Source organism: Sphingomonas sp. NY01 (assembly GCF_038809135.1).
GTDB classification, from domain to species: Bacteria; Pseudomonadota; Alphaproteobacteria; order Sphingomonadales; family Sphingomonadaceae; genus Sphingomonas; species Sphingomonas carotinifaciens.
Genome location: NZ_CP101722.1, coordinates 1728750 through 1748647, shown reverse-complemented (window position 1 = coordinate 1748647; position 19898 = coordinate 1728750). Strand labels below are relative to the sequence as shown.

The 19898-nt window shown below is 67.3% G+C and carries 19 protein-coding genes; 10 read left to right on the top strand and 9 right to left on the bottom strand.

All coding sequences use genetic code 11. The features are described from left to right. Window positions 1-28 precede the first annotated feature (28 nt). From trpB to NPJ82_RS08540, 5 genes are all read left to right on the top strand, one after another. On the top strand, window positions 29-1258 hold the full coding sequence (gene trpB / locus NPJ82_RS08560; protein ID WP_112383228.1) for a tryptophan synthase subunit beta: 1230 nt from the start codon (window positions 29-31) through the stop codon (window positions 1256-1258). Next, complete coding sequence (gene trpA, locus NPJ82_RS08555) at window positions 1255-2067, top strand: tryptophan synthase subunit alpha (RefSeq protein ID WP_342657017.1); 813 nt, start codon at window positions 1255-1257, stop codon at window positions 2065-2067. Before trpB ends, trpA begins: the two co-directional genes overlap by 4 nt. Next, a complete protein-coding gene (accD, locus tag NPJ82_RS08550) occupies window positions 2064-2918 on the top strand; it encodes an acetyl-CoA carboxylase, carboxyltransferase subunit beta (RefSeq protein WP_149682945.1) in 855 nt (284 codons plus the stop codon). Before trpA ends, accD begins: the two co-directional genes overlap by 4 nt. Before the next feature lie 13 nt (window positions 2919-2931). Then, window positions 2932-4251 (top strand): bifunctional folylpolyglutamate synthase/dihydrofolate synthase, encoded by a 1320-nt coding sequence (locus NPJ82_RS08545; RefSeq protein ID WP_342657016.1) that lies wholly within the window; start codon window positions 2932-2934, stop codon window positions 4249-4251. Window positions 4252-4318: 67 nt separating this feature from the next. Continuing rightward, a complete protein-coding gene (locus NPJ82_RS08540) occupies window positions 4319-4750 on the top strand; it encodes a DUF6628 family protein (RefSeq protein WP_342657015.1) in 432 nt (143 codons plus the stop codon). Here NPJ82_RS08540 and NPJ82_RS08535 read toward each other — a convergent pair. Both NPJ82_RS08535 and NPJ82_RS08530 read right to left on the bottom strand, forming a co-directional pair. Next, window positions 4743-6071 carry an MFS transporter gene (locus NPJ82_RS08535; protein ID WP_342657014.1) on the bottom strand — a complete coding sequence of 443 codons (1329 nt, stop codon included), beginning with the start codon at window positions 6069-6071 and terminating at the stop codon, window positions 4743-4745. The two genes, NPJ82_RS08540 and NPJ82_RS08535, sit on opposite strands and share 8 nt — an antisense overlap. A gap of 55 nt (window positions 6072-6126) precedes the next feature. Beyond that, on the bottom strand, window positions 6127-6582 hold the full coding sequence (locus NPJ82_RS08530) for a response regulator (protein WP_267348758.1): 456 nt from the start codon (window positions 6580-6582) through the stop codon (window positions 6127-6129). A 185-nt stretch (window positions 6583-6767) separates the two neighbouring features. On the opposite strand from NPJ82_RS08530, the gene NPJ82_RS08525 reads away from it, so the two are divergent. Both NPJ82_RS08525 and rsmD read left to right on the top strand, forming a co-directional pair. Beyond that, the gene (locus NPJ82_RS08525; protein ID WP_342658993.1) at window positions 6768-8114 is read left to right on the top strand and encodes a pseudouridine synthase; all 1347 of its coding nucleotides are present in this window, start codon (window positions 6768-6770) and stop codon (window positions 8112-8114) included. Further along, the gene (rsmD, locus tag NPJ82_RS08520; protein WP_342657013.1) at window positions 8114-8653 is read left to right on the top strand and encodes a 16S rRNA (guanine(966)-N(2))-methyltransferase RsmD; all 540 of its coding nucleotides are present in this window, start codon (window positions 8114-8116) and stop codon (window positions 8651-8653) included. The genes NPJ82_RS08525 and rsmD overlap by 1 nt, the downstream gene beginning before the upstream one ends. On the opposite strand, the gene NPJ82_RS08515 is transcribed toward rsmD, so the two are convergent. From NPJ82_RS08515 to NPJ82_RS08505, 3 genes are all read right to left on the bottom strand, one after another. Next, window positions 8636-9901: an MFS transporter gene (locus NPJ82_RS08515; RefSeq protein WP_342657012.1), complete on the bottom strand. Its 1266-nt coding sequence runs from the start codon at window positions 9899-9901 to the stop codon at window positions 8636-8638. The genes rsmD and NPJ82_RS08515 overlap by 18 nt on opposite strands. A 38-nt stretch (window positions 9902-9939) precedes the next feature. Further along, window positions 9940-11583, bottom strand: coding sequence for an inorganic phosphate transporter (locus NPJ82_RS08510; RefSeq protein WP_342657011.1), 1644 nt, complete (start codon window positions 11581-11583; stop codon window positions 9940-9942). 75 nt (window positions 11584-11658) lie between these two features. Further along, the gene (locus NPJ82_RS08505) at window positions 11659-11970 is read right to left on the bottom strand and encodes a UrcA family protein (protein WP_342657010.1); all 312 of its coding nucleotides are present in this window, start codon (window positions 11968-11970) and stop codon (window positions 11659-11661) included. A 171-nt stretch (window positions 11971-12141) separates the two neighbouring features. On the opposite strand from NPJ82_RS08505, the gene NPJ82_RS08500 reads away from it, so the two are divergent. Beyond that, on the top strand, window positions 12142-14421 hold the full coding sequence (locus tag NPJ82_RS08500) for a UvrD-helicase domain-containing protein (protein ID WP_342657009.1): 2280 nt from the start codon (window positions 12142-12144) through the stop codon (window positions 14419-14421). A gap of 78 nt (window positions 14422-14499) precedes the next feature. Further along, on the top strand, window positions 14500-15060 hold the full coding sequence (locus NPJ82_RS08495; protein ID WP_342657008.1) for a glycine zipper 2TM domain-containing protein: 561 nt from the start codon (window positions 14500-14502) through the stop codon (window positions 15058-15060). Here the strand turns inward: NPJ82_RS08495 and NPJ82_RS08490 are convergent. The 3 genes from NPJ82_RS08490 to NPJ82_RS08480 all read right to left on the bottom strand — a co-directional run bounded on the left by NPJ82_RS08490 (window position 15026) and on the right by NPJ82_RS08480 (window position 16954). Continuing rightward, the gene (locus tag NPJ82_RS08490; protein WP_342657007.1) at window positions 15026-15415 is read right to left on the bottom strand and encodes a response regulator; all 390 of its coding nucleotides are present in this window, start codon (window positions 15413-15415) and stop codon (window positions 15026-15028) included. The two genes, NPJ82_RS08495 and NPJ82_RS08490, sit on opposite strands and share 35 nt — an antisense overlap. Before the next feature lie 47 nt (window positions 15416-15462). Beyond that, window positions 15463-16380, bottom strand: coding sequence for a sensor histidine kinase (locus tag NPJ82_RS08485; protein WP_342657006.1), 918 nt, complete (start codon window positions 16378-16380; stop codon window positions 15463-15465). 232 nt (window positions 16381-16612) lie between these two features. Beyond that, a complete protein-coding gene (locus NPJ82_RS08480; protein WP_342658992.1) occupies window positions 16613-16954 on the bottom strand; it encodes a hypothetical protein in 342 nt (113 codons plus the stop codon). 113 nt (window positions 16955-17067) lie between these two features. On the opposite strand from NPJ82_RS08480, the gene NPJ82_RS08475 reads away from it, so the two are divergent. Continuing rightward, window positions 17068-17562: a hypothetical protein gene (locus NPJ82_RS08475; RefSeq protein ID WP_342657005.1), complete on the top strand. Its 495-nt coding sequence runs from the start codon at window positions 17068-17070 to the stop codon at window positions 17560-17562. Between the two features lie 154 nt (window positions 17563-17716). On the opposite strand, the gene NPJ82_RS08470 is transcribed toward NPJ82_RS08475, so the two are convergent. Further along, a complete protein-coding gene (locus NPJ82_RS08470) occupies window positions 17717-19849 on the bottom strand; it encodes a prolyl oligopeptidase family serine peptidase (RefSeq protein WP_342657004.1) in 2133 nt (710 codons plus the stop codon). Window positions 19850-19898: the final 49 nt, after the last annotated feature.

Below are 19898 nucleotides of genomic sequence, written 5' to 3'. Positions count from 1 at the left end.
GGCCGCCATGGTGCTAAAGCGCGGCCCCATGACCGCGCCAAACTCCTTCCGCGCCCAGCCCGACGATCGCGGGCATTTCGGCGACTATGGTGGCCGCTACGTCGCCGAGACGTTGATGCCGCTGATCCTGGATCTCGACCGCGAATATCGCGCAGCCAAGGCCGATCCGGCGTTTCAGGCGCAGTTCGACGACCTGCTCGAACATTATGTCGGCCGCCCCAGCCCGCTTTATTATGCCGAGCGCCTGACCGAGGCGCTGCGCACCGGCGCGGCCGAGGGGATGGGCGCACAGGTCTGGTTCAAGCGCGACGAGCTGAACCATACCGGCGCGCACAAGATCAACAACTGCATCGGCCAGATCCTGCTCGCCATCCGCATGGGCAAGACCCGGATCATCGCCGAGACGGGCGCGGGCCAGCACGGCGTCGCCACCGCCACCGTCTGCGCGCGCTTCGGCCTCCCTTGCGTCATCTACATGGGCGCCAAGGACGTCGAGCGGCAGCAGCCCAACGTCTTCCGCATGAAGCTGCTCGGCGCCGAGGTGAAACCCGTGCAGTCCGGCGCGCACACGCTGAAGGACGCGATGAACGAGGCGATGCGTGACTGGGTCGCCAACGTCCACGACACATTCTACATCATCGGCACCGCCGCCGGCCCGCATCCCTATCCGGAACTCGTTCGCGATTTTCAAAGCGTGATCGGCCGCGAGGCGCGCGAACAGATGCTGGCACGCACCGGCCGCCTGCCCGACCTGCTGGTCGCCGCGATTGGTGGCGGGTCGAACGCGATCGGCCTGTTCCACCCCTTCCTCGACGACAGCGATGTGAAGATGCTCGGCGTCGAGGCGGCGGGCGAGGGGCTGGAGGCCAAGCACGCCGCCAGCCTCGCCGGCGGCTTCCCCGGCGTCCTTCACGGCAACAAGACCTATCTGTTGCAGGACGAGGACGGCCAGATCGCCGAGGCGCATTCGATCTCCGCCGGGCTCGATTACCCCGGCATCGGCCCGGAACATGCCTGGCTGAAGGATATCGGCCGCGTCGACTATACCGCGATCACCGACAAGGAGGCGCTGGACGCCTTCCAGCTTCTCTGCCGGACCGAGGGCATCATTCCCGCGCTGGAACCCAGCCACGCCATCGCCGCCGTCGCCAAGGCGGCGCGCAGCATGCCGCGCGACAAGGTGATCCTCGCCAATCTGTGCGGTCGCGGCGACAAGGACATCTTCACCGTCGCCGACGCGCTCGGGGTGGCAATATGACCCGGCTGGCCGACACCTTCGCGAGGGCCGCTGCCGAGAACCGCGCCGCGCTCGTCGCCTTCGTCACCGCGGGCGATCCGACGCCCGCCGCCACGCCCGCGATCCTCGACGCGCTGGTGGCCGGGGGCGCCGACGTCATCGAACTCGGCATGCCCTTCACCGATCCGATGGCCGACGGCCCGGCGATCCAGGCCGCCAACATCCGCAGCCTCGCCGCGGGCACGCGCACCGCGCATATCCTCGCCATCGCGACCGCGTTTCGCGCGCGTCACCCGCATGTGCCGCTCGTGTTGATGGGCTATGCCAATCCCATGCTGCGCCGCGGGTCCGACTGGTTCGGCCAGGCCTGCGCCGCTGCCGGCGTCGACGGGGTGATCTGCGTCGACATTCCGGCCGAGGAGGACGAGGCGCTCGGCTCCTCGCTGCGTGCGCACGGCGTCGCCCCCATCCGCCTCGCAACGCCGACCACCGACGCACGGCGCCTGCCTGCGGTGCTGGAGGGGGCCGGCGGGTTCCTCTATTATGTCTCGGTCGCCGGGATCACCGGGCTGCAACAGGCGGCACAGGCCTCGATCGAGGACGCAGTCGCGCGGCTGAAGGGGCAGACCGACCTGCCCGTCGCGGTCGGCTTCGGCATCCGCACCCCCGATCAGGCGGCGGCGGTCGCGCGCGTCGCCGACGGCGTCGTCGTCGGCTCCGCGATCGTCGATCTGGTGGCGCAGCACGGTGCCGATGCGCCCGCGCCCGTCACCGCCTATATCACGTCTCTGGCCGACGCCCTGGCGTCCGCTCGAAAGGTTTCCGCATGAGCTGGCTCAACAGCGTACGCAACGTCATCCCCTTCGTCGCCAAGCGGGAAACGCCCGACAATCTCTGGCACAAGTGCAAGGGGTGCGGGCAGATGATCTTCACCAAGGAGCTGGAGGACAATCTCCACGTCTGCCCCAAATGCGATCACCATGAGCGCATCGGTCCCAAGGCGCGTTTCCAGCACATTTTCGACGAGGGAAGCTGCAACGAGCTTCCCGCGCCCAAGGTGCCCGAGGACCCGCTCAAGTTCCGCGACACCAAGCGCTATACCGATCGCCTGAAGACCGCACGTACCGGCGCGCAGGAGGCCGATGCGCTGGTCAATGCCCGGGGTACCATCGACGGCCACAAGGCCGTGGTCGGCGTACAGGACTTCGCCTTCATGGGCGGATCGATGGGCCTGGCCGTGGGCGAGGCATTCGTCCGCGGGGTCGAGGCGGCGATCGCCGATGCCTGCCCCTATGTCATCTTCACCGCCTCGGGCGGTGCGCGCATGCAGGAGGGCATTCTCAGCCTGATGCAGATGCCGCGCACCACCGTCGCCATCCAGATGCTGCACGATGCCGGCCTGCCCTATATCGTCGTGCTGACCGATCCCACCTCGGGCGGCGTGATGGCGGCCTATGCGATGCTGGGCGACATCCAGATCGCCGAGCCCAAGGCGACGCTCGCCTTTACCGGCCGCCGCGTCATCGAAAACACGATCCGCGAGAAGCTGCCCGATGATTTCCAGACCTCGGAATATTATCTCGACCACGGCCTGATCGACATGGTCGTCCACCGCCGCGACCTGCGCCAGCAGCTCGCAACCGTGATCGGCTATCTCGCGCCCGCCGCCCGGGCCGCCTGACCCAGAGGGCCTCATGGCCGACCATGCCCGCTCCACCGATCCCGCCGTGCAGGAACAGCTCGACCGCCTCTGGTCGCTGTCGCCCGGCGGGGACATATTGGGGCTGGACCGGATCACCCGGCTGCTCTCGCGGCTGGGCGATCCGCACCACCACATGCCGCCCGTTTTCCATGTGGCGGGCACCAACGGCAAGGGGTCGACCTGCGCCTTCCTGCGCTCGGCGATCGAGGCGGCGGGGTATAGCGTCCATGTCTATGCCAGCCCGCACCTCGTCCGCTTCAACGAACGCATCCGCCTCGCCGGCCGCCTGATCGAGGACGAGGCGCTCGCGGCCCTGCTTGCCGAGGTTCTGGATCACGCCGACGGCATCGGCGCCAGCTTCTTCGAGGTGACGACGGCCGCCGCCTTCCTCGCCTTTGCGCGCACCCCGGCCGCCGCGACGATTGTCGAGGTCGGGCTCGGCGGCCGGCTCGACGCGACCAACGTCATTCCCGCACCTGCCGTCTGCGGCATCGCCGCGCTCGGCCTCGACCACCAGGCGTTTCTGGGCGACCGCCTCGAACAGATCGCCGCCGAAAAGGCCGGCATCGCCAAGGCGGGCGTTCCCCTTGTCACTATGGACTATCCCGCCCCCATCCGCCGCATCGTCGCCGATGTCGCCACGTCCGTCGGCGCCCCCGTCGCCGCCCGCCGCCGCGCCTGGACCAGCCAGTCTGCCCGCACCACCGTGCGCTACACCGAACCCGGCTTCTCGCTCGTCGCCAACAGACCCCGTCTCGCCGGCCCCCACCAATCCCGCAACTACGCCCTCGCCCTCGCCATGCTGCGCCACCAGGGCGCCCTCAACATTCCCGAGGCCGCCATGCGCGCCGCCGCCGACTGGGCGCATTGGCCGGCGCGCATGCAGCGGCTGGAGCATGGGCCGCTGACCGCCCGCCTGCCGCTCGGCTCCGCCTGCTGGCTGGACGGCGCGCATAACCCTTCCGCCGCGCTTCCCGTCGCCCGTGCGCTGCGCCAGCGTCGGGAAGGTCGCCCGACCGCGCTCGTCATCGGCATGCTCGCCAACAAGGATGCAGGCCCGGTTCTCGCCACCCTGGGTGCCGAGGTGCAGCATGTCGTGGCCATCCCGGTGCCCGACCATGACCATCATGCACCGGCCGATCTGGTCGCGCAGGCCCAGATACTGGGGCTGAGCGCAGAGGCAGCCCCCAATCCGGCGATAGCCCTCGACCGGATCGCCATTCATTTCGGAACGCCGGTGACCACGCTTATCGCCGGCTCCCTCTATCTAGCCGGTGAAGTGCTCGCCGCGAACGATCAACCGCCCGACTGACAAACAGTTGCTATTGACTTGCAATAACGCACGCGCGACGGTGTCCTCCACACCACGGAGTCGTGCCATGACCGAAGCCACCGCCACCGTCGCCACCGTCCTGCCGCACGCCTTGCCCGGCTGCCCCAATGCGCGGATCGCGCTGTTCGCCATGCGGCGAATGGGCGCACATGGCCTGGCCGATGCCCGTGCCGCCCACACGCTGTTCACCGCCTTCGGACAGGGTTTTCGTCGCCCGCTCGTCCTGACCCGCACGCTGATGGCCGATCTGGCCGGCAGCGCCACCGGCCAGATCGCCATTGCACCATGCTGCTGCGCCCGCATGACGCCGGCCGAATCCGCCCTCCTGACCGTTCTCGCCCGTGTCGAGATTGAGCCGGAAAAGGCGCATTATCTGATGAGCGACCTGCTCGGCATCCGGCGGGTCGATGCCGTCCTCGCCAGCGCCGCCGCGGTCGCCGCCGCCTTTGCCGACGACGGCCGACCGATCGTCATGTAAGCGGCGCGGCACCCTCGCGGGCATCGCCCTCGCCGGCGGTGCCCGCACTGCCGATCGACCGGTCCACCAGCCCCGACCGGCTCATCCACCAGAACAGCGCCACGCCCGGCAGCGCCAGCACGGTGGTCAGCAGGTAGAAGTCGACATAGCCGAACCGCTCGACCAGCGCGCCGGCGGTCGTGCCGGTTGCCACCCGCCCGACGACGCTCGCCGCCGCCGAGATCAACGCGAACTGCGCCGCGGTGAAACGCAGATCGCACAATGCGGAGAAATAGGCGATCACGACGACGCCGCCATAGCCGCTCGCGATGTTCTCGAACCCGATCGCCGATGCCATGCCGAGGTTGGAATGCCCCGCCGCAGCCAGTGCCGCAAAGCTCAGGTTCGAAACCGCCATCAGCACCAGCGCCAGCAGGACGGACCGCTTCAACCCCAGCCGCGCATACAGAATGCCGCCGATGAAGATGCCGATCAGATATGCCCAGAAGCCGACGAACACGTCGTAGAACGCGATCTCGTCACCGGTGAACCCCAGATCGTCGAACAACAGCCTCAGCGTCAGATTGGCCAGCGTGTCGCCGACCTTGTGCACCAGGATGAACACCAGCACGACGATCGCGCCGGGCCGCGCGAAGAACTGCACGAACGGCCCCCAGACGGCCCGGATCGCCTCCCCCATGCCGCGCCGCTCGACGGGCGTGCGATAGCGTTGCGGTTCGCGCAGCCAGAGGCCGGTGATCATCGCCGGCAGGGCGAAGATGGCACAGGCCAGATAGGCCGACGACCATCCGGCCCGCTCCGCCACCACCAGGGCCAGCGCGCCGGCGCCTGCGGAGCCGATCCGCCAGCCATATTGGCTCATCCCCGATCCGACGCCCAGTTGCCGGGGCTCCAGTATCTCGATCCGATAGGCGTCGATCACGATGTCGAACGTCGCCCCGGCCAGCCCCACGAAGATCGCCGCGACCGCCGTTGCCTGAATATCGGCCCGGGGATCGACCAGGGCGAGATTGATCACCGCGGCAATCACCAGCACCCCCGCGACGATCAGCCAGGATACACGCTGCCCCAACCGGCTCAGGATCGGCAGGCGCACGCCGTCAACGATCCACGCCCACAGGAACTTCAGGTTATAGACCAGAAACGCCAGGCTGAACGCCGTGACCGTCTTCTTGTTGATCCCGTCCTGTGCCAGCCGCGTGGTCAGCGTCGCGCCGATCATCGCATAGGGAAAGCCGGAGGACATACCCAGCAGGAACGCCGCGATCGGCTGCCGCTCCGTATAGGGGCGCACGCCGTCCCACCAGGTCCTGCTTTCCATCCGTCCACATACTCCGCCGCTGGTCCGGGCGGACCCTAGCGGGATTTGCGCGAATTCAAAGCGACGTGTTGGTGGGTGCCGGCACCGCCACGGCGAACAACTGGAAACCCGCCGGCAGGCGCCCCGGCCTTTCACCACTCAGCGACGAGTCGATCGCCGCAATCGCGTTGAGCAGATCGCGCTGCGCATAGGGCTTTGCCAGATAGCCGGCGGCAAAGGCGATCGCCTCCTCCGGGAAACTACCCGTCACGAACAGCACCGGCACACCCCGCGCATGGGCGGCGCGCGCCACGTCCAGCCCGGACCCATCGGCCAGCCTGACGTCGGCCAGTACGAGGTCGATCGCCTCTTCGGCGTGCAGCACGTCCACCGCACCGGCGACCGTATCCACCGTTTTCACGATTTCATATGCGGCATCCGACAGCAGATGCTCGGTGTCGAACGCCACCAATGGCTCGTCCTCCACCACGAGAAGCCGCACGATCTTTCGCTTTTTCCGCCCGAACACCATATCCTGCCCGACGACTCGCTTCTCGTTTCGTTCCTGTTTCTAACGCGTGGGTCTGGCGAAACGACGCAAATATTTTCCATGCAGGCGCGGACTTCTGTATCAGCCGCCGCATGAGTGCCACCGAACATCGTATCGCCAAGCTGCTGGCCCGCGCCGGCGTCGCCTCCCGCCGAGAGGTGGAGCGCATGATCGCGGAAGGACGCGTCGCGTTGAACGGCACCGTGATCGACACGCCGGCCACGCTGCTGCGCAATCTGTTCGGCGTCACGGTGGACGGCAATCCCGTCGATGCGCCCACGGCGACCCGCCTGTTTCTCTTCCACAAGCCGACCGGCCTGCTGGTCACCGAACGCGATCCCGCCGGGCGCCCGACCATCTATGACGCGCTGGCCCCCGACCTGCCCCGCCTCGTCCCCGTTGGCCGCCTCGACCTCAATACCGAAGGGCTCCTCCTCCTCACCACCGACGGCAGCTTCAAACGCCAGCTCGAACTGCCCGCAACCGGCGTAGAGCGCACATACCGCGCACGCGCCTATGGCGACATCACCCAGGCCCAGCTTGAGGAATTGAGCGAGGGGATCGAGATCGACGGCATTCGCTACGGGTCGATCGACGCCAATCTCGAACGCCGCACCGGCGCCAATGTCTGGATCGAGATGACCCTGACCGAAGGCAAGAACCGCGAGGTCCGCCGCGTTCTTGAACATCTGGGGCTTCAGGTCAGCCGCCTTATCCGCACCCGTTACGGTCCGTTCCTGCTCGGCGATCTGCCGATCAAGGGTATAGGCGAGGTTTTGCAGCATGATCTGGTCGCCTTCCGCAAGACCCTGAAGGGCGGCGTTCCCGAGGACGAGGAAGCACGCGCGCCCACGCCCGGCCGCCGTGAGGATGCGCGCCCTGTCCGGACCCGCGAAGCGCCGCGACAGGATCGCCCCTCCCGTCCCACCGCCCGCCCCGCGCCTCGTGACGATGCGCGTCCCCCGCGCCGCCCGGAGGGTGCGCCCACCGAGCGTTCCGCACGCCCCGAACGCGGGCAGGACACCCGTCCCCAACGCCGCTCGGAAAGCGCGCGAACCGAATATGGCGCGCGCGACGGTGCCCGCCCCTCCTACCGTCCGGAGGGTCCGCGAACCGAGCGATCGGCGCGCCCCGATCGGCGTGACGAAGCTCGCCCGTCGCGCCGGCCGGAAGGTCAGCGGTCGGACCGATCAGCGCGTCCCGAACGCCGCGAGGACGCACGCCCTTTCCGCCAGCCGGGTGGAAGCCGACAGGATCGCCCGCACCGCGCGCCCCGCGACGATGCCCGTCCGCCCCGACGGGACGACGCCCGTCCGCTCCGTCGGGACGATGCCGCGGCGCGCCCCGATCGCTCCCCCCGGCGTGACGATGCACGCGGACCCCGGTCCGGCGGATCCCGGCCCGAAGGCCCCGCCCGCACCGGGCGCCATCCCTCGGCCGGCGGCCGCAGCGATCGTCCGCAGCATGGGCCCGGCCGCCCGACGCGTCCCGGCGCACCGCGGGGGCGCCGCTGATGCGCGTCATCGCCGGACAATGGCGCGGTCGCCCGCTCGTCGCGCCCAAGGGCGATGCCACCCGCCCGACCGCCGACCGTACGCGTGAAGCGCTATTCTCGATGCTCACCGCACGGCTGGGCAGCTTCGAAGGACTGGCAGTCGCCGATCTTTTCGCGGGCTCTGGCGCGCTGGGGATCGAGGCGCTGTCGCGCGGCGCTGCATCCTGCCTGTTCGTCGAACAGGATCGCGCCGCGCTCGATGCGCTGCGCGGCAATCTGGCGAAGCTGGAGGTCCGCGCCGATGTGCGCGCCACCTCCGTGCTGGCGCTCGGCCAGGCGCCAGCACCGCTCGATCTGGTGCTGATGGACCCGCCTTACGGCACCGGTGGGGGCCACGTCGCGCTGGACAAGCTGGCGCGGCTCGGCTGGATCGGTCCCGCCACCTGGGTCAGCCTGGAAACCGCCAAGCAGGAAGAGGTCACCGCCGCGGGCTACACCGTCGACGCCACCCGCGTCCACGGCAAGGCCCGGCTGACGCTGTTACGCCTGAACGGGTGAGCGGCGCAGCAGCGCCAGCCCGGTGAGGCTCAGCACACCTGCCGCGACCAGATACAGCCCGACCATGTTCAGCCCGCCGCGCTCGCTCAACGCCTGCGCGGCGACGGGTGCGAGTGCGCCGCCGATGATCCCGCCCAGGTTGAACGTCATCGACACGCCGGTATAGCGCACACCCGCCGGAAACAGCGCCGGCAACCATCCACCCAGCGGGCCATAGGCGAAGCCCATCACGAACAGCGCCGCCGCCAGCCACACGAAGACGACCGCCAGCGACGCCGCCCCGAGCATCGGCCCCATCGCCAGCCCGACCACGATACATCCGCAAAAACCCAGCGCCAGCATCATCGGCGGCCCGCGCCGGTCCGCCATCACGCTGGACACGATCACGCCTACCGCCAGGAACAGGATCGCGACCAGTTGCACGCCCAGAAACGCCTCGCGTCCATGCCCCAGTACGGTCGTGCCGTAGCCGAGCGCAAAGGCCGTCGCGAGATAGAAGATCGCAAAGCAAGCCACCACCGCCGCAGTGCCGGCAAGGACCGGACGCAGGTGATGTGCAAATAAGGTCGCGGCCGGCACCTTGGGCAGCGCTTCTGCCGCCTTGGCCTCGGCAAAGGCCGGCGTTTCGGTCAGTCGCAAGCGCACCCACAAGCCCAGCGCCACCAGCACCGAACTTGCCAGAAACGGCAGGCGCCATCCCCAGGCGCGGAACTGCTCGTCGGTCAGCAGCAGGCCCAGGATCAGAAAGAAACCGTTGGCCGCGATGAAGCCCACCGGCGCTCCGAGCGGCGGAAACATGCCCCAGGTGTTGCGCCGATGCGGCGGCGCATTCTCCACCGCCAGCAGCGCCGCCCCGCCCCACTCCCCGCCGAGCCCCAGCCCCTGCCCCAGCCGCAACAGGCAGAGCAGCAACGGCGCGACCCACCCGGCTTGCGCATGGGTCGGCAGAAACGCGATCGCGACGGTCGACCCTCCCATCAGCATCAGGCTCGCCACCAGCGTCGACTTGCGCCCGACCCGATCCCCGAAATGCCCGAAAGCCACCGCCCCCACCGGCCGCGCCACAAACGCCAAACCGAAACTGGCATAGGACAGCATCAACTGTGCCGCCGGGGATGATGCCGGGAAGAACAACGGCCCGAACACCAGCGCCGCCGCCGTCGCATAGATATAGAAGTCGTAGAATTCGACAGCGGTCCCGGTCAGACTGGCGAGCAGGATGCGGCGGTGGGAGGCAGGACTATCCATGCCCCCGGCCTAGCCCAGTCCCGTGCCGATGCAAACGTTCACGCGGCGCCGACAATCCTCACGAAACCCAGCAACAGCCAGTAGAGCAAGCCGGAAAGCAGCATGGCCGCGGGCAGCGTCATCAGCCAAGCCAATGCCATGTTACGGATCGTCCGCCGCTGCAGCCCGGCGCCGTTCGCCACCGATGCACCCGCCACGCCGGACGACAGGATATGGGTCGTCGATACCGGCGCGCCGAAGCGTTCCGCGAGCAGGATGGTGGAAGCCGCCATCAGCTCGGCCGCCGCACCCATGCCATAGGTCAGGTGCGTCTTCCCGATCTTCTCGCCGACCGTCACCACGATCCGCCGCCAGCCGACCATCGTGCCCAGCCCCAGGGCAAGCGCGACCGTCACCTTTACCCAGAATGGAATATAGCGCGTGCCACGCTCCAGACCCTCGTCATAGGATTTCAGCGTCGCGACTTCCGCTGCGGTGAACCGTGCCTGCGCGGCGGGATCGGCTATCACCAGCTTGGTCGCATCGAACACCAGATACATGTCGTTGCGCAGGTTCGGCACTGCCGCCGCGGGCACCTTGCTCAATGCGCCGTAATCGTCGATCCGGGCGGCGACATCGCGGGACAGCGTTGCCAGCCCGGCATAGACCGCTGGTTTCGCCACGTGTTTCAGGCGCAGGGCCTCGGTGATCGTTCCCCTTGCCGCGTCGACGGTCGGCAGCGTCGTGCCCGCCTTGTCGGCATAGGCGCGCGCCGCGGCCTCGGCCGTCGCCACAAAGGCAGAGGTGGCGCTTTCCGGCATTGTTCGGTTGAGCGCATAGGCGGTTGGTGCACAGCCGATCAGGATCAGCATGATAAGCCCCATGCCTTTCTGCCCGTCATTGCCGCCATGCGCGAAGCTGACCGCGCTGCAGGTAAAGATCAGCAGCGCACGAATGCCCTTTGGCGGCGGCGTCTGCCCCACGGGTTCGCGGTACAGCACCGGGTTCTTCAGGAAGCGCTTCATCACCAGCAGCAACAACATCGCGCCGACGAAACCGACCACCGGGCTGAACAACAAGGCAGACAGCACCTTGCGCACCTGCGCGCCGTCCACGCCCGATCCTGGCGCCGCGGTCAGCCACTGATGCGCCAGTCCCACACCCAGGATCGACCCGATCAGGGCGTGACTGGAGGAGTTGGGCAATCCGACGAACCATGTCGCCAGGTTCCACAGCACGGCCGCGAGTAGCAGCGCGAAGATCATGGCGAAGCCGCCGAGAGAGCCGACGTGCAGGATCAGGTCGATGGGGAGCAAGGTGATGATGGAATAGGCGACCGCCCCGCTCGAGGCCATGACGCCCAGGAAGTTGAACACCCCCGACCACACCACCGCCACGGGGGCGGGCAATGCATGCGTGTAGATCACGGTCGCCACCGCGTTGGCGGTATCGTGGAAGCCGTTCACGAATTCGAAGCCGAGCGCGATCAGCAGCGCCAGCCCTAGAAACAGGAACACGCCGCCCGCCAGGGGCGCGCCCACCTCGGCCGTGTCGGCGGCCACGCTCACCCCGGCATAGGCCAGCCCGCCGATCAGCAATGCCAGAAAAGCCCAGCGTCCCCCCGGATGCCATCCGCCATCCAGCCGGGGCCCCCTGTGAGTGGACGCAGGCGCGTCCCCACGATCCAGCGCAATGCTTGTCATGGAATGCGGCCTGCGCCCCTTGGGTGACAGAATGATGACATGGATTAGCGGTACGTCCCAATTCGATACGGGATGTCAGCGACCGGCCAGCGCAACGGGCGCCCGTGCCACCAGAGTAGCGATCTGAACCGACCCATCGCGCCGCATCTCCGCTTCGCACCGGCGGATGTCCGCGATCACCTTCAACTCGCGTCCCTGCTGACCGCAGGCGGCGTGCGCGGCACGGCGCACCCGCGCATCCAGCATGGCACGGTGATCGGCACGGGAAAGATCAAGATCGCCGTGACGCACCTGGGCGCGCACGGGCTGACGATCCTGCGCGACGGCGGCGGACGGCAGGCACGCGAACAACGCCGCCGCAAGGGCGGTCGGAATAAGGCTATTCATGATGGTGGCTCCTGTGGATGGTGCCTGTTCTGCCGGCCTTCACGCCCGGTCATCGGCACACCGCGACGCCATTAGATGCGATTCGTTGCGCGCCCGCTACGATCATGCGTCAGCGCCGTGACGTGTCGGTCGCGCTTGCTCCTTGGCGCGTCGTTCCCTACCTGTTCGCCGATGAGTCTCCCGCAGCCGACGCCCGCCGATCCGCCCTATCTGCGCAACCTGAACGATCAGCAGCGCGAGGCGGTGTTGACCACCGATGGTCCGGTGCTGATGCTGGCCGGCGCGGGCACCGGCAAGACCGCGGCGCTGACCGCGCGGCTGGCGCACCTGCTCTACACGCGCAAGGCGTGGCCGTCGGAAATCCTGGCCGTCACCTTCACCAACCGTGCGGCGCGAGAGATGCGCGAGCGGGTCGGCCGTCTTGTCGGTGAAGCCGTGGAAGGAATGCCGTGGCTGGGCACCTTTCACGCCATCGGCGCGAAGATGCTGCGTCGCCATGCCGAACTGGTCGGGCTTCAGTCAAACTTCACCATCCTCGACACCGACGATCAATTGCGCTTGCTGAAACAGCTCATCATCGCGGCCGATATCGACGAAAAGCGGTTCCCCGCGCGCAGTCTCGCCGGCCTGATCGACGAATGGAAGAACAAGGGCCTCACGTCCGGCGACGTCGATGCCGGGGAGAGCGAGCGCTACGCCAATGGCCGCGGCGGCGAACTGTACGAACAATATCAGACGCGGCTTCGCGCGGTGAATGCCTGCGACTTCGGCGATCTGCTGCTCCACATGCTGACCGTCCTGCGCACCAACCGCGAGGTGCTGGAAGCCTATCAGCAGCGCTTCCGCTATATCATGGTGGACGAGTATCAGGACACCAACAGCGTCCAGTATCTGTGGCTGCGCCTGCTGGCCCAGGCCCGGCGCAACATCGCCTGCGTCGGGGACGATGACCAATCCATCTACTCGTGGCGGGGTGCCCAGGTCGAGAACATCCTGAAGTTCGAAAAGGACTTTCCGGGCGCAAAGGTCATCCGCCTCGAACAGAATTACCGCTCGACCCCCCACATACTGGGCGCCGCGTCCGGCGTGATCGCCAACAATGGTGGGCGCCTCGGCAAGACGCTGTGGACCGAACTCGATGTCGGCGAGAAGGTTCGGGTGCTGGGTGTCTGGGACGGGCCGGAGGAGGCGCGCCGGGTCGGCGAGGAGATCGAGGCGGCACGCCGGGACGGCACCTCGCTCGACAATATCGCCATCCTCGTCCGCGCACAGCATCAGACCCGCGAGTTCGAGGACCGGTTCATCGCGATCGGCCTGCCCTATCGGATCGTCGGGGGCCTGCGCTTCTACGAACGTGCCGAAATCCGCGATGCGCTCGCTTATCTGCGCGTCGTCAACCAACCGGCCGACGACCTGGCTTTCGAGCGCATCGTCAATGTCCCCAAGCGAGGGCTGGGCGACAAGGCGCTGGCCAAGATCCATCAGCTTGCCCGCGCCGAACGCGTGCCGCTTACCATCGCCTCCGCGCGGATCCTCGATACCGACGAACTGACGCCGCAGGCGCGTCGCTCGCTCGGCAATCTGGTCGGCGATATCGCCCGCTGGCGCGACATGGCACGCGATCTGCCCCATGCCGAACTGGCCCGCCAGCTGCTCGATGAAAGCGGCTACACCGCGATGTGGCAGGCCGAGAAGTCGGCCGAAGCCGCCGGCCGGCTGGAGAACCTGTCCGAACTCGTCCGTGCGATGGAGGATTACGAATCGCTTGGCGCGTTCCTCGACCATGTCAGTCTGGTCATGGATACCGAGGGCGCCGCGCGCGAGCCGCAGATCACGATCATGACGATGCACGCGGCCAAGGGTCTCGAATTCGACACCGTGTTCCTCGCGGGCTGGGAGGAAGGCCTGTTTCCGTCACAGCGCGCGCTGGACGAGGGTGGCACGCGCAGCCTGGAGGAGGAACGCCGCCTCGCCTATGTCGGGATCACCCGCGCGCGGCGCCGGGCGACGATCCTCCATGCGGCCAATCGGCGGATCTATGGGCAATGGACATCCAGCCTGCCCAGCCGCTTCGTCGCCGAACTGCCGCCCGAGCATATCGATGCGGAGACGACGATGTCGGGTGGCGAGAGCCTGTGGCGTGCCAACTGGACCGAACATGCCGATCCCTTTGCCGACGTTTCGCGCGGCACCGGTCGCGGACCCGGCTGGCAGCGCGCCGCCGCCACCAACTCGACCTTCTCCACCAAGCCGCAGCGGATCGTGGAGGCCCGCGCCAGCGCGGTCAGCCTGGGCAACAAGGGGCGTAGCGACGTTTCTTTGGGCCAGCGCGTCTTCCACCAGAAGTTCGGCTATGGGGTGATCGCCGCGATCGAGGGCAACAAGCTGGAGATCGATTTCGAGCAGGCCGGTCGCAAGCGGGTGATGGACAGCTTCGTCACACCTGGCTGAGCGTCGTTCAGGAACCGTATCGATGGCAGTCCGTATCGCTCTGGTCGCCCGGCCGTCGGGCGCCAGAGGACCGCACCCATGAAGACCTCGCTCCTGCTCGCCATCACCCTGGTCGCTGCCGTGACGCCAGCCGCCGCCCAAAGCGCGTCGGATGAAGCCCGCTTCCGCGCCGCGCAGGAGCGTTTCGACCGCGAATATCAGCGCTACCGGCAAGAGGTGGATCTGTATCAGTCGCGCCGCACGGGTGACGATTACCGGGAGTTCCCCGGTGCGCGGGACGATGGGCGATACCAGTCGCAGGCCGGGCCCGGCGGCTACCGCGCGGCGCCGGCCATTCCAGCCGATGGCTATGACGGGGACGAACCCTTTTACGATCCGGCGCCCGACTATCGCAGCGGCAATTACCGGGAGCGTACCCTGTCATCGGACGAGCGCGTCTATGCCGGTACCGACGGGCGTTATTATTGCCGCCGTTCCGACGGCACCACCGGACTGATCGTCGGTGGTGCCGCCGGCGGCATCCTCGGCAATGTCATTGATGGCGGGCGCAGTCGGGTGGTGGGAACGTTACTGGGCGGCGCTGCGGGTGCATTGGCGGGGCGGTCTATCGACCAGAACCGGCAGATCCGCTGCCGCTGAGCGCCGTCAATGCGGCCACGATCACCCGGTCCGCACAGGGCCGGATGATCGTCGGTGTCGCCTTATCGCCCGGCACCTGATCGACGCGATCGGTGAGAACAAGAACGCGTATCGCCGGCCATTGCCGGGCAATCACGGCGGCCAGTTCGGCGCCACGCGCCCTGCCCGGCCGGTCCAGATCGGCAAGCACGATGCCGATATCGCTCCGCTCGCCGAGCCGCGCGACGGCATCCTGCGCATCGCGAGCCGTCACCACCATGAACCCCGCCTGTTCCGCCAGATCCACCGCAGCAAGGGTCAGCAGGGGCTGATCTGCCACGACGAGGATCACAGGAGGGATGGCGGACATGGTCATGGCTATTCGGTAGCGGTGTAGGGTCCGCCCGCTACCCGCCTCAAGCTTTACGTCTGCTGTACCTGTACCAAAGGGGCACGGAAATGTGCCGCAAAACCCGTGGGATGGAAGTGGCGCTCGACATGCCCGGTGCCCACCAGCCCCATGCCGATCAGGCGGGAGCCGAAGCCGCCGCGCGCCGGCGCGACCACCGCTGGTCCGTCGCGCTCGATCCAGTCCAGGCACAGATCCTCGCCATCCACCCGCCAACTCAGGTCGACATGGCCGCCCGCCACGGACAGCGCGCCATGCTTCACCGCATTTGTCGCCAGCTCATGAAGCAGCAGCGACAGCGACAATACCGCGCGCGATCCCAGTTGCACCGGCGCGCCCGTAACGGCGAAGCGCTCGCTGTCGTCATGCAGCTTCAACGCCGTGTCGACCACCGTCTCGATCGGCGCCTCCGCCCAATTCTCCTGCAACAATACGTCATGGGCATGGCCCAAGGCCACGATGCGCGCCTGGAAGATTTCCACGGCCTCGCGCTCGACCACGCCTTTCAAGGATTGCGACGCGATCGCCCCGACCATCGCCATCGTGTTCTTCAGCCGATGCCCCAGTTCGCGGTTGAGCACGACCATTTCGGCCCGTGCCCGCATGGCTTCGGATGTTTCGATCAGGATGTCGATGAAGCCGGCCACCTGCCCCTTCGCATCGCGAACCGGGCTGCACGCATAGGAGCAGGACGCCACCTCGTCCGCATCGTCCCGGTGCAAGGCGATCGGGCGATCATCTCCCTTCACCGTCTCGCCGCGCCGCACCCGCTCCACAACGGCGGCACAGCCAGGCCAGTGCCCGGCCCATATGGCGTCGAAAGCCTGCCCGTTCGCATCGAGGCCGATCAGTTGCGCAAAAGCTGGATTGTGGATCGTGACCAACCCGGCGCCCCACACCAGCGCCGCCGGCACACCCATGGTCAGCACCATGCCAGCCGCGCTCTGCAATTCGGGCGGCCACGCAGAAAATGGCCCCAGGACGGTTTCGACGGGCCGGATATGGGCGATCGTGGCCCTGTCCGGCCATGCGGTTACAGCTTGGCGTGTGTCACCACTCAACGGCCCTTGCCCCCGTGCTCCCCCGCACCGACAAGAGGCATAGGACCGAAAGGGCCTTGCGGCAATGGTTTACGTCCGAATTGAAACTATTGCCGCCGTGTGATCAGCTGGCTTCGACCGCCATCAGCAGCACGCCGGCATATTTGGAATCATGCGCCAGAAACAGCGAACTGGTGGTGAAGCGGCGCGGCGTCAGGCGCAACGCCCCCAGCCCGGCCAGCTTGAACGTACCCAGCTTCTCCTCCTTGGGCGGCCGCCCGTCGCGCTCCAGCGTGGTCGCGTCGACGTAAAGCTCGCCGTGCCGCGTATAGATGGCGTGCGGCGCCAGCGTCACGTCCCCGCGATTATAGGTCGCAGCTACCGCGCGCAGCTTCACGATCGCCTCGAAGATGATCGCAGGAGCGCCCGCCGCCGGCTCTGCCGGACTGCGCTCGATCGTCGTCATGTCGGTCATGCCCTCGCTTCTGCCCGCATCGCTGCAATGCAGCAAGACCAATGCGTAACATTTGCCGCATCAAGGCGGCGGAACGCACGAGTGTCGTGCGGGTTCAATCCGCCATGACCGACACCGCCGAGCGCACCGACCCGGATCTGTGGGAAACCGTCAAGGCCGAGATCACCGCCGGCGCCAAGGGCGGCCGGAAAGGCGAATGGTCCGCCCGCAAGGCGCAGATGGCGGTTGCCGCGTACAAGAAGCGCGGCGGCACCTACAAGGGCAAGCCCGACGCGGACAACAGCCTGCACCAATGGACCCAGGAAGACTGGGGAACGAAGTCGGGCAACAAGAGCGGCGACACGGGTGAGCGCTATCTGCCCAAGGCTGCACGCGACTCGCTATCGGACGAGGAATATCGCCGCACCACCGCGCGCAAAAAGGCCGATCGCGCCAAGGGCAAGCAATTCTCCGCCCAACCCGAGGACATCGCCGCAAAGACCGCGCCGTTCCGCGATCATCACAGCAAGGCAGAACTGTATCAGGAGGCCCGGCGCCGGAACGTGCCCGGCCGATCGAGGATGACCAAGGCGCAACTGGCGGCGGCACTCCACGCCTGATGCCACAGAAATGGTGGGCGGGGTCGCTCTGGCTGTCCGGCATCCACCGACATGCGCCCCGCTCCTTTATCAGGGGAACTGCACCTTGCGGCGCTGTTCCCCTGTTCCTCTTATCCCGGCCATACCCGGGGCCATAAAGGCTTTCGCAAACAGGCTACCGGGCTGCGGTGGCCGCCCCGGCAGTTGCCGGCCCCATCAGCTTTTGGGCGAAATAGGTGGTCTGCAGCGCCTGCAACCGGGCGCCCTGCCCAATGTCGGCATCGCCCGAATGTCCACCCGCCGTGTCCTCGTAGAACAGATAGGGAAGACCATATTCTCCCAGCCGCGCCGCAAACTTACGGGCATGCTGCGGGCCGACGCGGTCGTCCTTGGTCGTGGTCCAGATATAGGGCTCGGGATAGGCGACCCCTCTGCGGATATTTGCATAGGGCGAGATCTTCTCCAGGAACGCCTTCTCTGCCGGATTGGCTACCGATCCATATTCATCGACCCAGGAGGAGCCAGCGGCAATCTGTTCATAGCGCACCATGTCGAGCAGCGGCACCTGGATCGTCACCGCCTTCCATAGATCGGGCCGCTGGGTGAACTCGACCCCCATCAGCAGGCCGCCATTGGAGCCACCATAGATGCCCAGCTTTTGCGGGCTGGTAATCTTGCGCGCGGTCAGGTCGTTCGCCACCGCGACGAAATCGTCATAGATGATCTGGCGCTTGGTCTTGCGGCCTGCGTCATGCCATTTCGGCCCGAACTCGCCGCCGCCGCGGATATTGGCGAGTACGAACGCACCGCCCCGCTCCGTCCACATCTTGCCGGTCGACCCCAGATAGGTCGGCAGACGCGCGATCTCGAAACCGCCATAGGCGGTCATCAGCGTCGGCGTCGTGCCGTCGAGCTTCACACCCTTGGGCAGAACGACGAAGTAGGGCACCTTGGTGCCATCGCTCGACGTCGCCTGATATTGGTGAACGGCAACGCCCTGCGCGTCGAAGCGCGGCGGCAGGCTCTTGATCGTGCGCGGCGCGGCATTGCCCGCAGCGTCGAAGGTGGACAGCGTGGTGGGCGTGGTAAAGCCGTTCACCGCCAGGAAGACATGGTCGCTGCGATCGGTCGTGGACGCCACGCTGATGCTGACATTCTCGGGCACCGCCACCGCACGCGACGTCCAGCCCGTACCGCTGGGCGCAAAGACGCTCGCGCGGCCCTGTACGTTGTCGATATAGGTCACGATGACGCGGTTCTGCGTCGTGCTGACACCCTGCACCGCCTGCGTCGCGCTTGGCGCGAACAACACCTGCGGACGCACGGTTCCGCGCTGTACCTCGGCCAGCGGCGCCCAGGCGACCGTACCAGGCGCGATCGATCCCCAAGGGTCGCTCGTTTCGAAGATCACGCGGCCATCGATCATGCCGACGACATGGGCCCGGGCCGGAATGTCCAGCTTTTTCGTGCCCCCTTCCGGGGTCCATACCGAGGTGTCGCCGCCGAAAAATGCCTGGCGCCGCTGCATCAGCACCAGCTTGTTGCCCTTGGCATCGGTCATCACCCCGGCATAGGTGCCCAACTGGTCACCCGGCGCGCCGCGGTACAGTTCGGTCGCGGCGGATAGCGGCTGGCCGCGCTTCACCATCTTGACGACGAACGGGTAACTGGACTGGGTCATGCTGCCGGCGCCCCAGTCGCGGCTGACCAGCAGCGTGTCCTTGTCCAGCCATGCCGCACCTTGTTTGGAGGTCGGCAAGGCAAAGCCGTTCTCGACGAACCGTCCCGCCTCAAGGTCGAATTCGCGGTAGCTGATCGCGTCTTCGCCACCCTCGGACAGGGCGATCAGGCACAGCCGCTCCTCCGGCTGGAGGCAGCTCGCCCCCTTCCAGACCCACTTCTTGCCTTCCGCCTGGCTCAGCTTGTCCAGGTCGATCAACGTCGTCCAGCGCGGCGTGGCCGAGGCATAGTCCGCCTCGCTCGTCCAGCGCCACAGCCCCTGCGGATGATCCGCATCGCGCCAGAAGTTCAGGATTTTGCCCGCCAGTTGCTCGGGCATCGGGATACGGTCCTTGGCCGACGCGATCGCCAGCGCCTCGGCGTAGAAGGTCTGGTAACGCGGATCGTTCTGCAACCGGGGCAGCGTCTTGGCATTCTCTGCTTCCACCCAGGCCAGGGCCTTGGCGCCGTCCTTGTCTTCCAGCCAGATATACGGATCGTTCGCCGCTGCCGTCTGGGCCGCACCGGCGTTGCCCGCCACCATGCCCGTCATTAGGCTCGCCGCTGCCAGAAATCGCCAACCACGCATCAAAATCTCCTTACCGGCACAATGGGTCAGTTGTGGCGCCGTATTTCCG

Coding starts and splice junctions, on each gene's coding strand:
- trpB (WP_112383228.1), top strand. CDS start 29: ATGACCGCGCCAAACTCCTTCCGCGCCCAGCCCGACGATCGCGGGCAT.
- trpA (WP_342657017.1), top strand. CDS start 1,255: ATGACCCGGCTGGCCGACACCTTCGCGAGGGCCGCTGCCGAGAACCGC.
- accD (WP_149682945.1), top strand. CDS start 2,064: ATGAGCTGGCTCAACAGCGTACGCAACGTCATCCCCTTCGTCGCCAAG.
- NPJ82_RS08545 (WP_342657016.1), top strand. CDS start 2,932: ATGGCCGACCATGCCCGCTCCACCGATCCCGCCGTGCAGGAACAGCTC.
- NPJ82_RS08540 (WP_342657015.1), top strand. CDS start 4,319: ATGACCGAAGCCACCGCCACCGTCGCCACCGTCCTGCCGCACGCCTTG.
- NPJ82_RS08535 (WP_342657014.1), bottom strand. CDS start 6,071: ATGGAAAGCAGGACCTGGTGGGACGGCGTGCGCCCCTATACGGAGCGG.
- NPJ82_RS08530 (WP_267348758.1), bottom strand. CDS start 6,582: ATGGTGTTCGGGCGGAAAAAGCGAAAGATCGTGCGGCTTCTCGTGGTG.
- NPJ82_RS08525 (WP_342658993.1), top strand. CDS start 6,768: ATGATCGCGGAAGGACGCGTCGCGTTGAACGGCACCGTGATCGACACG.
- rsmD (WP_342657013.1), top strand. CDS start 8,114: ATGCGCGTCATCGCCGGACAATGGCGCGGTCGCCCGCTCGTCGCGCCC.
- NPJ82_RS08515 (WP_342657012.1), bottom strand. CDS start 9,901: ATGGATAGTCCTGCCTCCCACCGCCGCATCCTGCTCGCCAGTCTGACC.
- NPJ82_RS08510 (WP_342657011.1), bottom strand. CDS start 11,583: ATGACAAGCATTGCGCTGGATCGTGGGGACGCGCCTGCGTCCACTCAC.
- NPJ82_RS08505 (WP_342657010.1), bottom strand. CDS start 11,970: ATGAATAGCCTTATTCCGACCGCCCTTGCGGCGGCGTTGTTCGCGTGC.
- NPJ82_RS08500 (WP_342657009.1), top strand. CDS start 12,142: ATGAGTCTCCCGCAGCCGACGCCCGCCGATCCGCCCTATCTGCGCAAC.
- NPJ82_RS08495 (WP_342657008.1), top strand. CDS start 14,500: ATGAAGACCTCGCTCCTGCTCGCCATCACCCTGGTCGCTGCCGTGACG.
- NPJ82_RS08490 (WP_342657007.1), bottom strand. CDS start 15,415: ATGACCATGTCCGCCATCCCTCCTGTGATCCTCGTCGTGGCAGATCAG.
- NPJ82_RS08485 (WP_342657006.1), bottom strand. CDS start 16,380: ATGGTGCTGACCATGGGTGTGCCGGCGGCGCTGGTGTGGGGCGCCGGG.
- NPJ82_RS08480 (WP_342658992.1), bottom strand. CDS start 16,954: ATGACGACGATCGAGCGCAGTCCGGCAGAGCCGGCGGCGGGCGCTCCT.
- NPJ82_RS08475 (WP_342657005.1), top strand. CDS start 17,068: ATGACCGACACCGCCGAGCGCACCGACCCGGATCTGTGGGAAACCGTC.
- NPJ82_RS08470 (WP_342657004.1), bottom strand. CDS start 19,849: ATGCGTGGTTGGCGATTTCTGGCAGCGGCGAGCCTAATGACGGGCATG.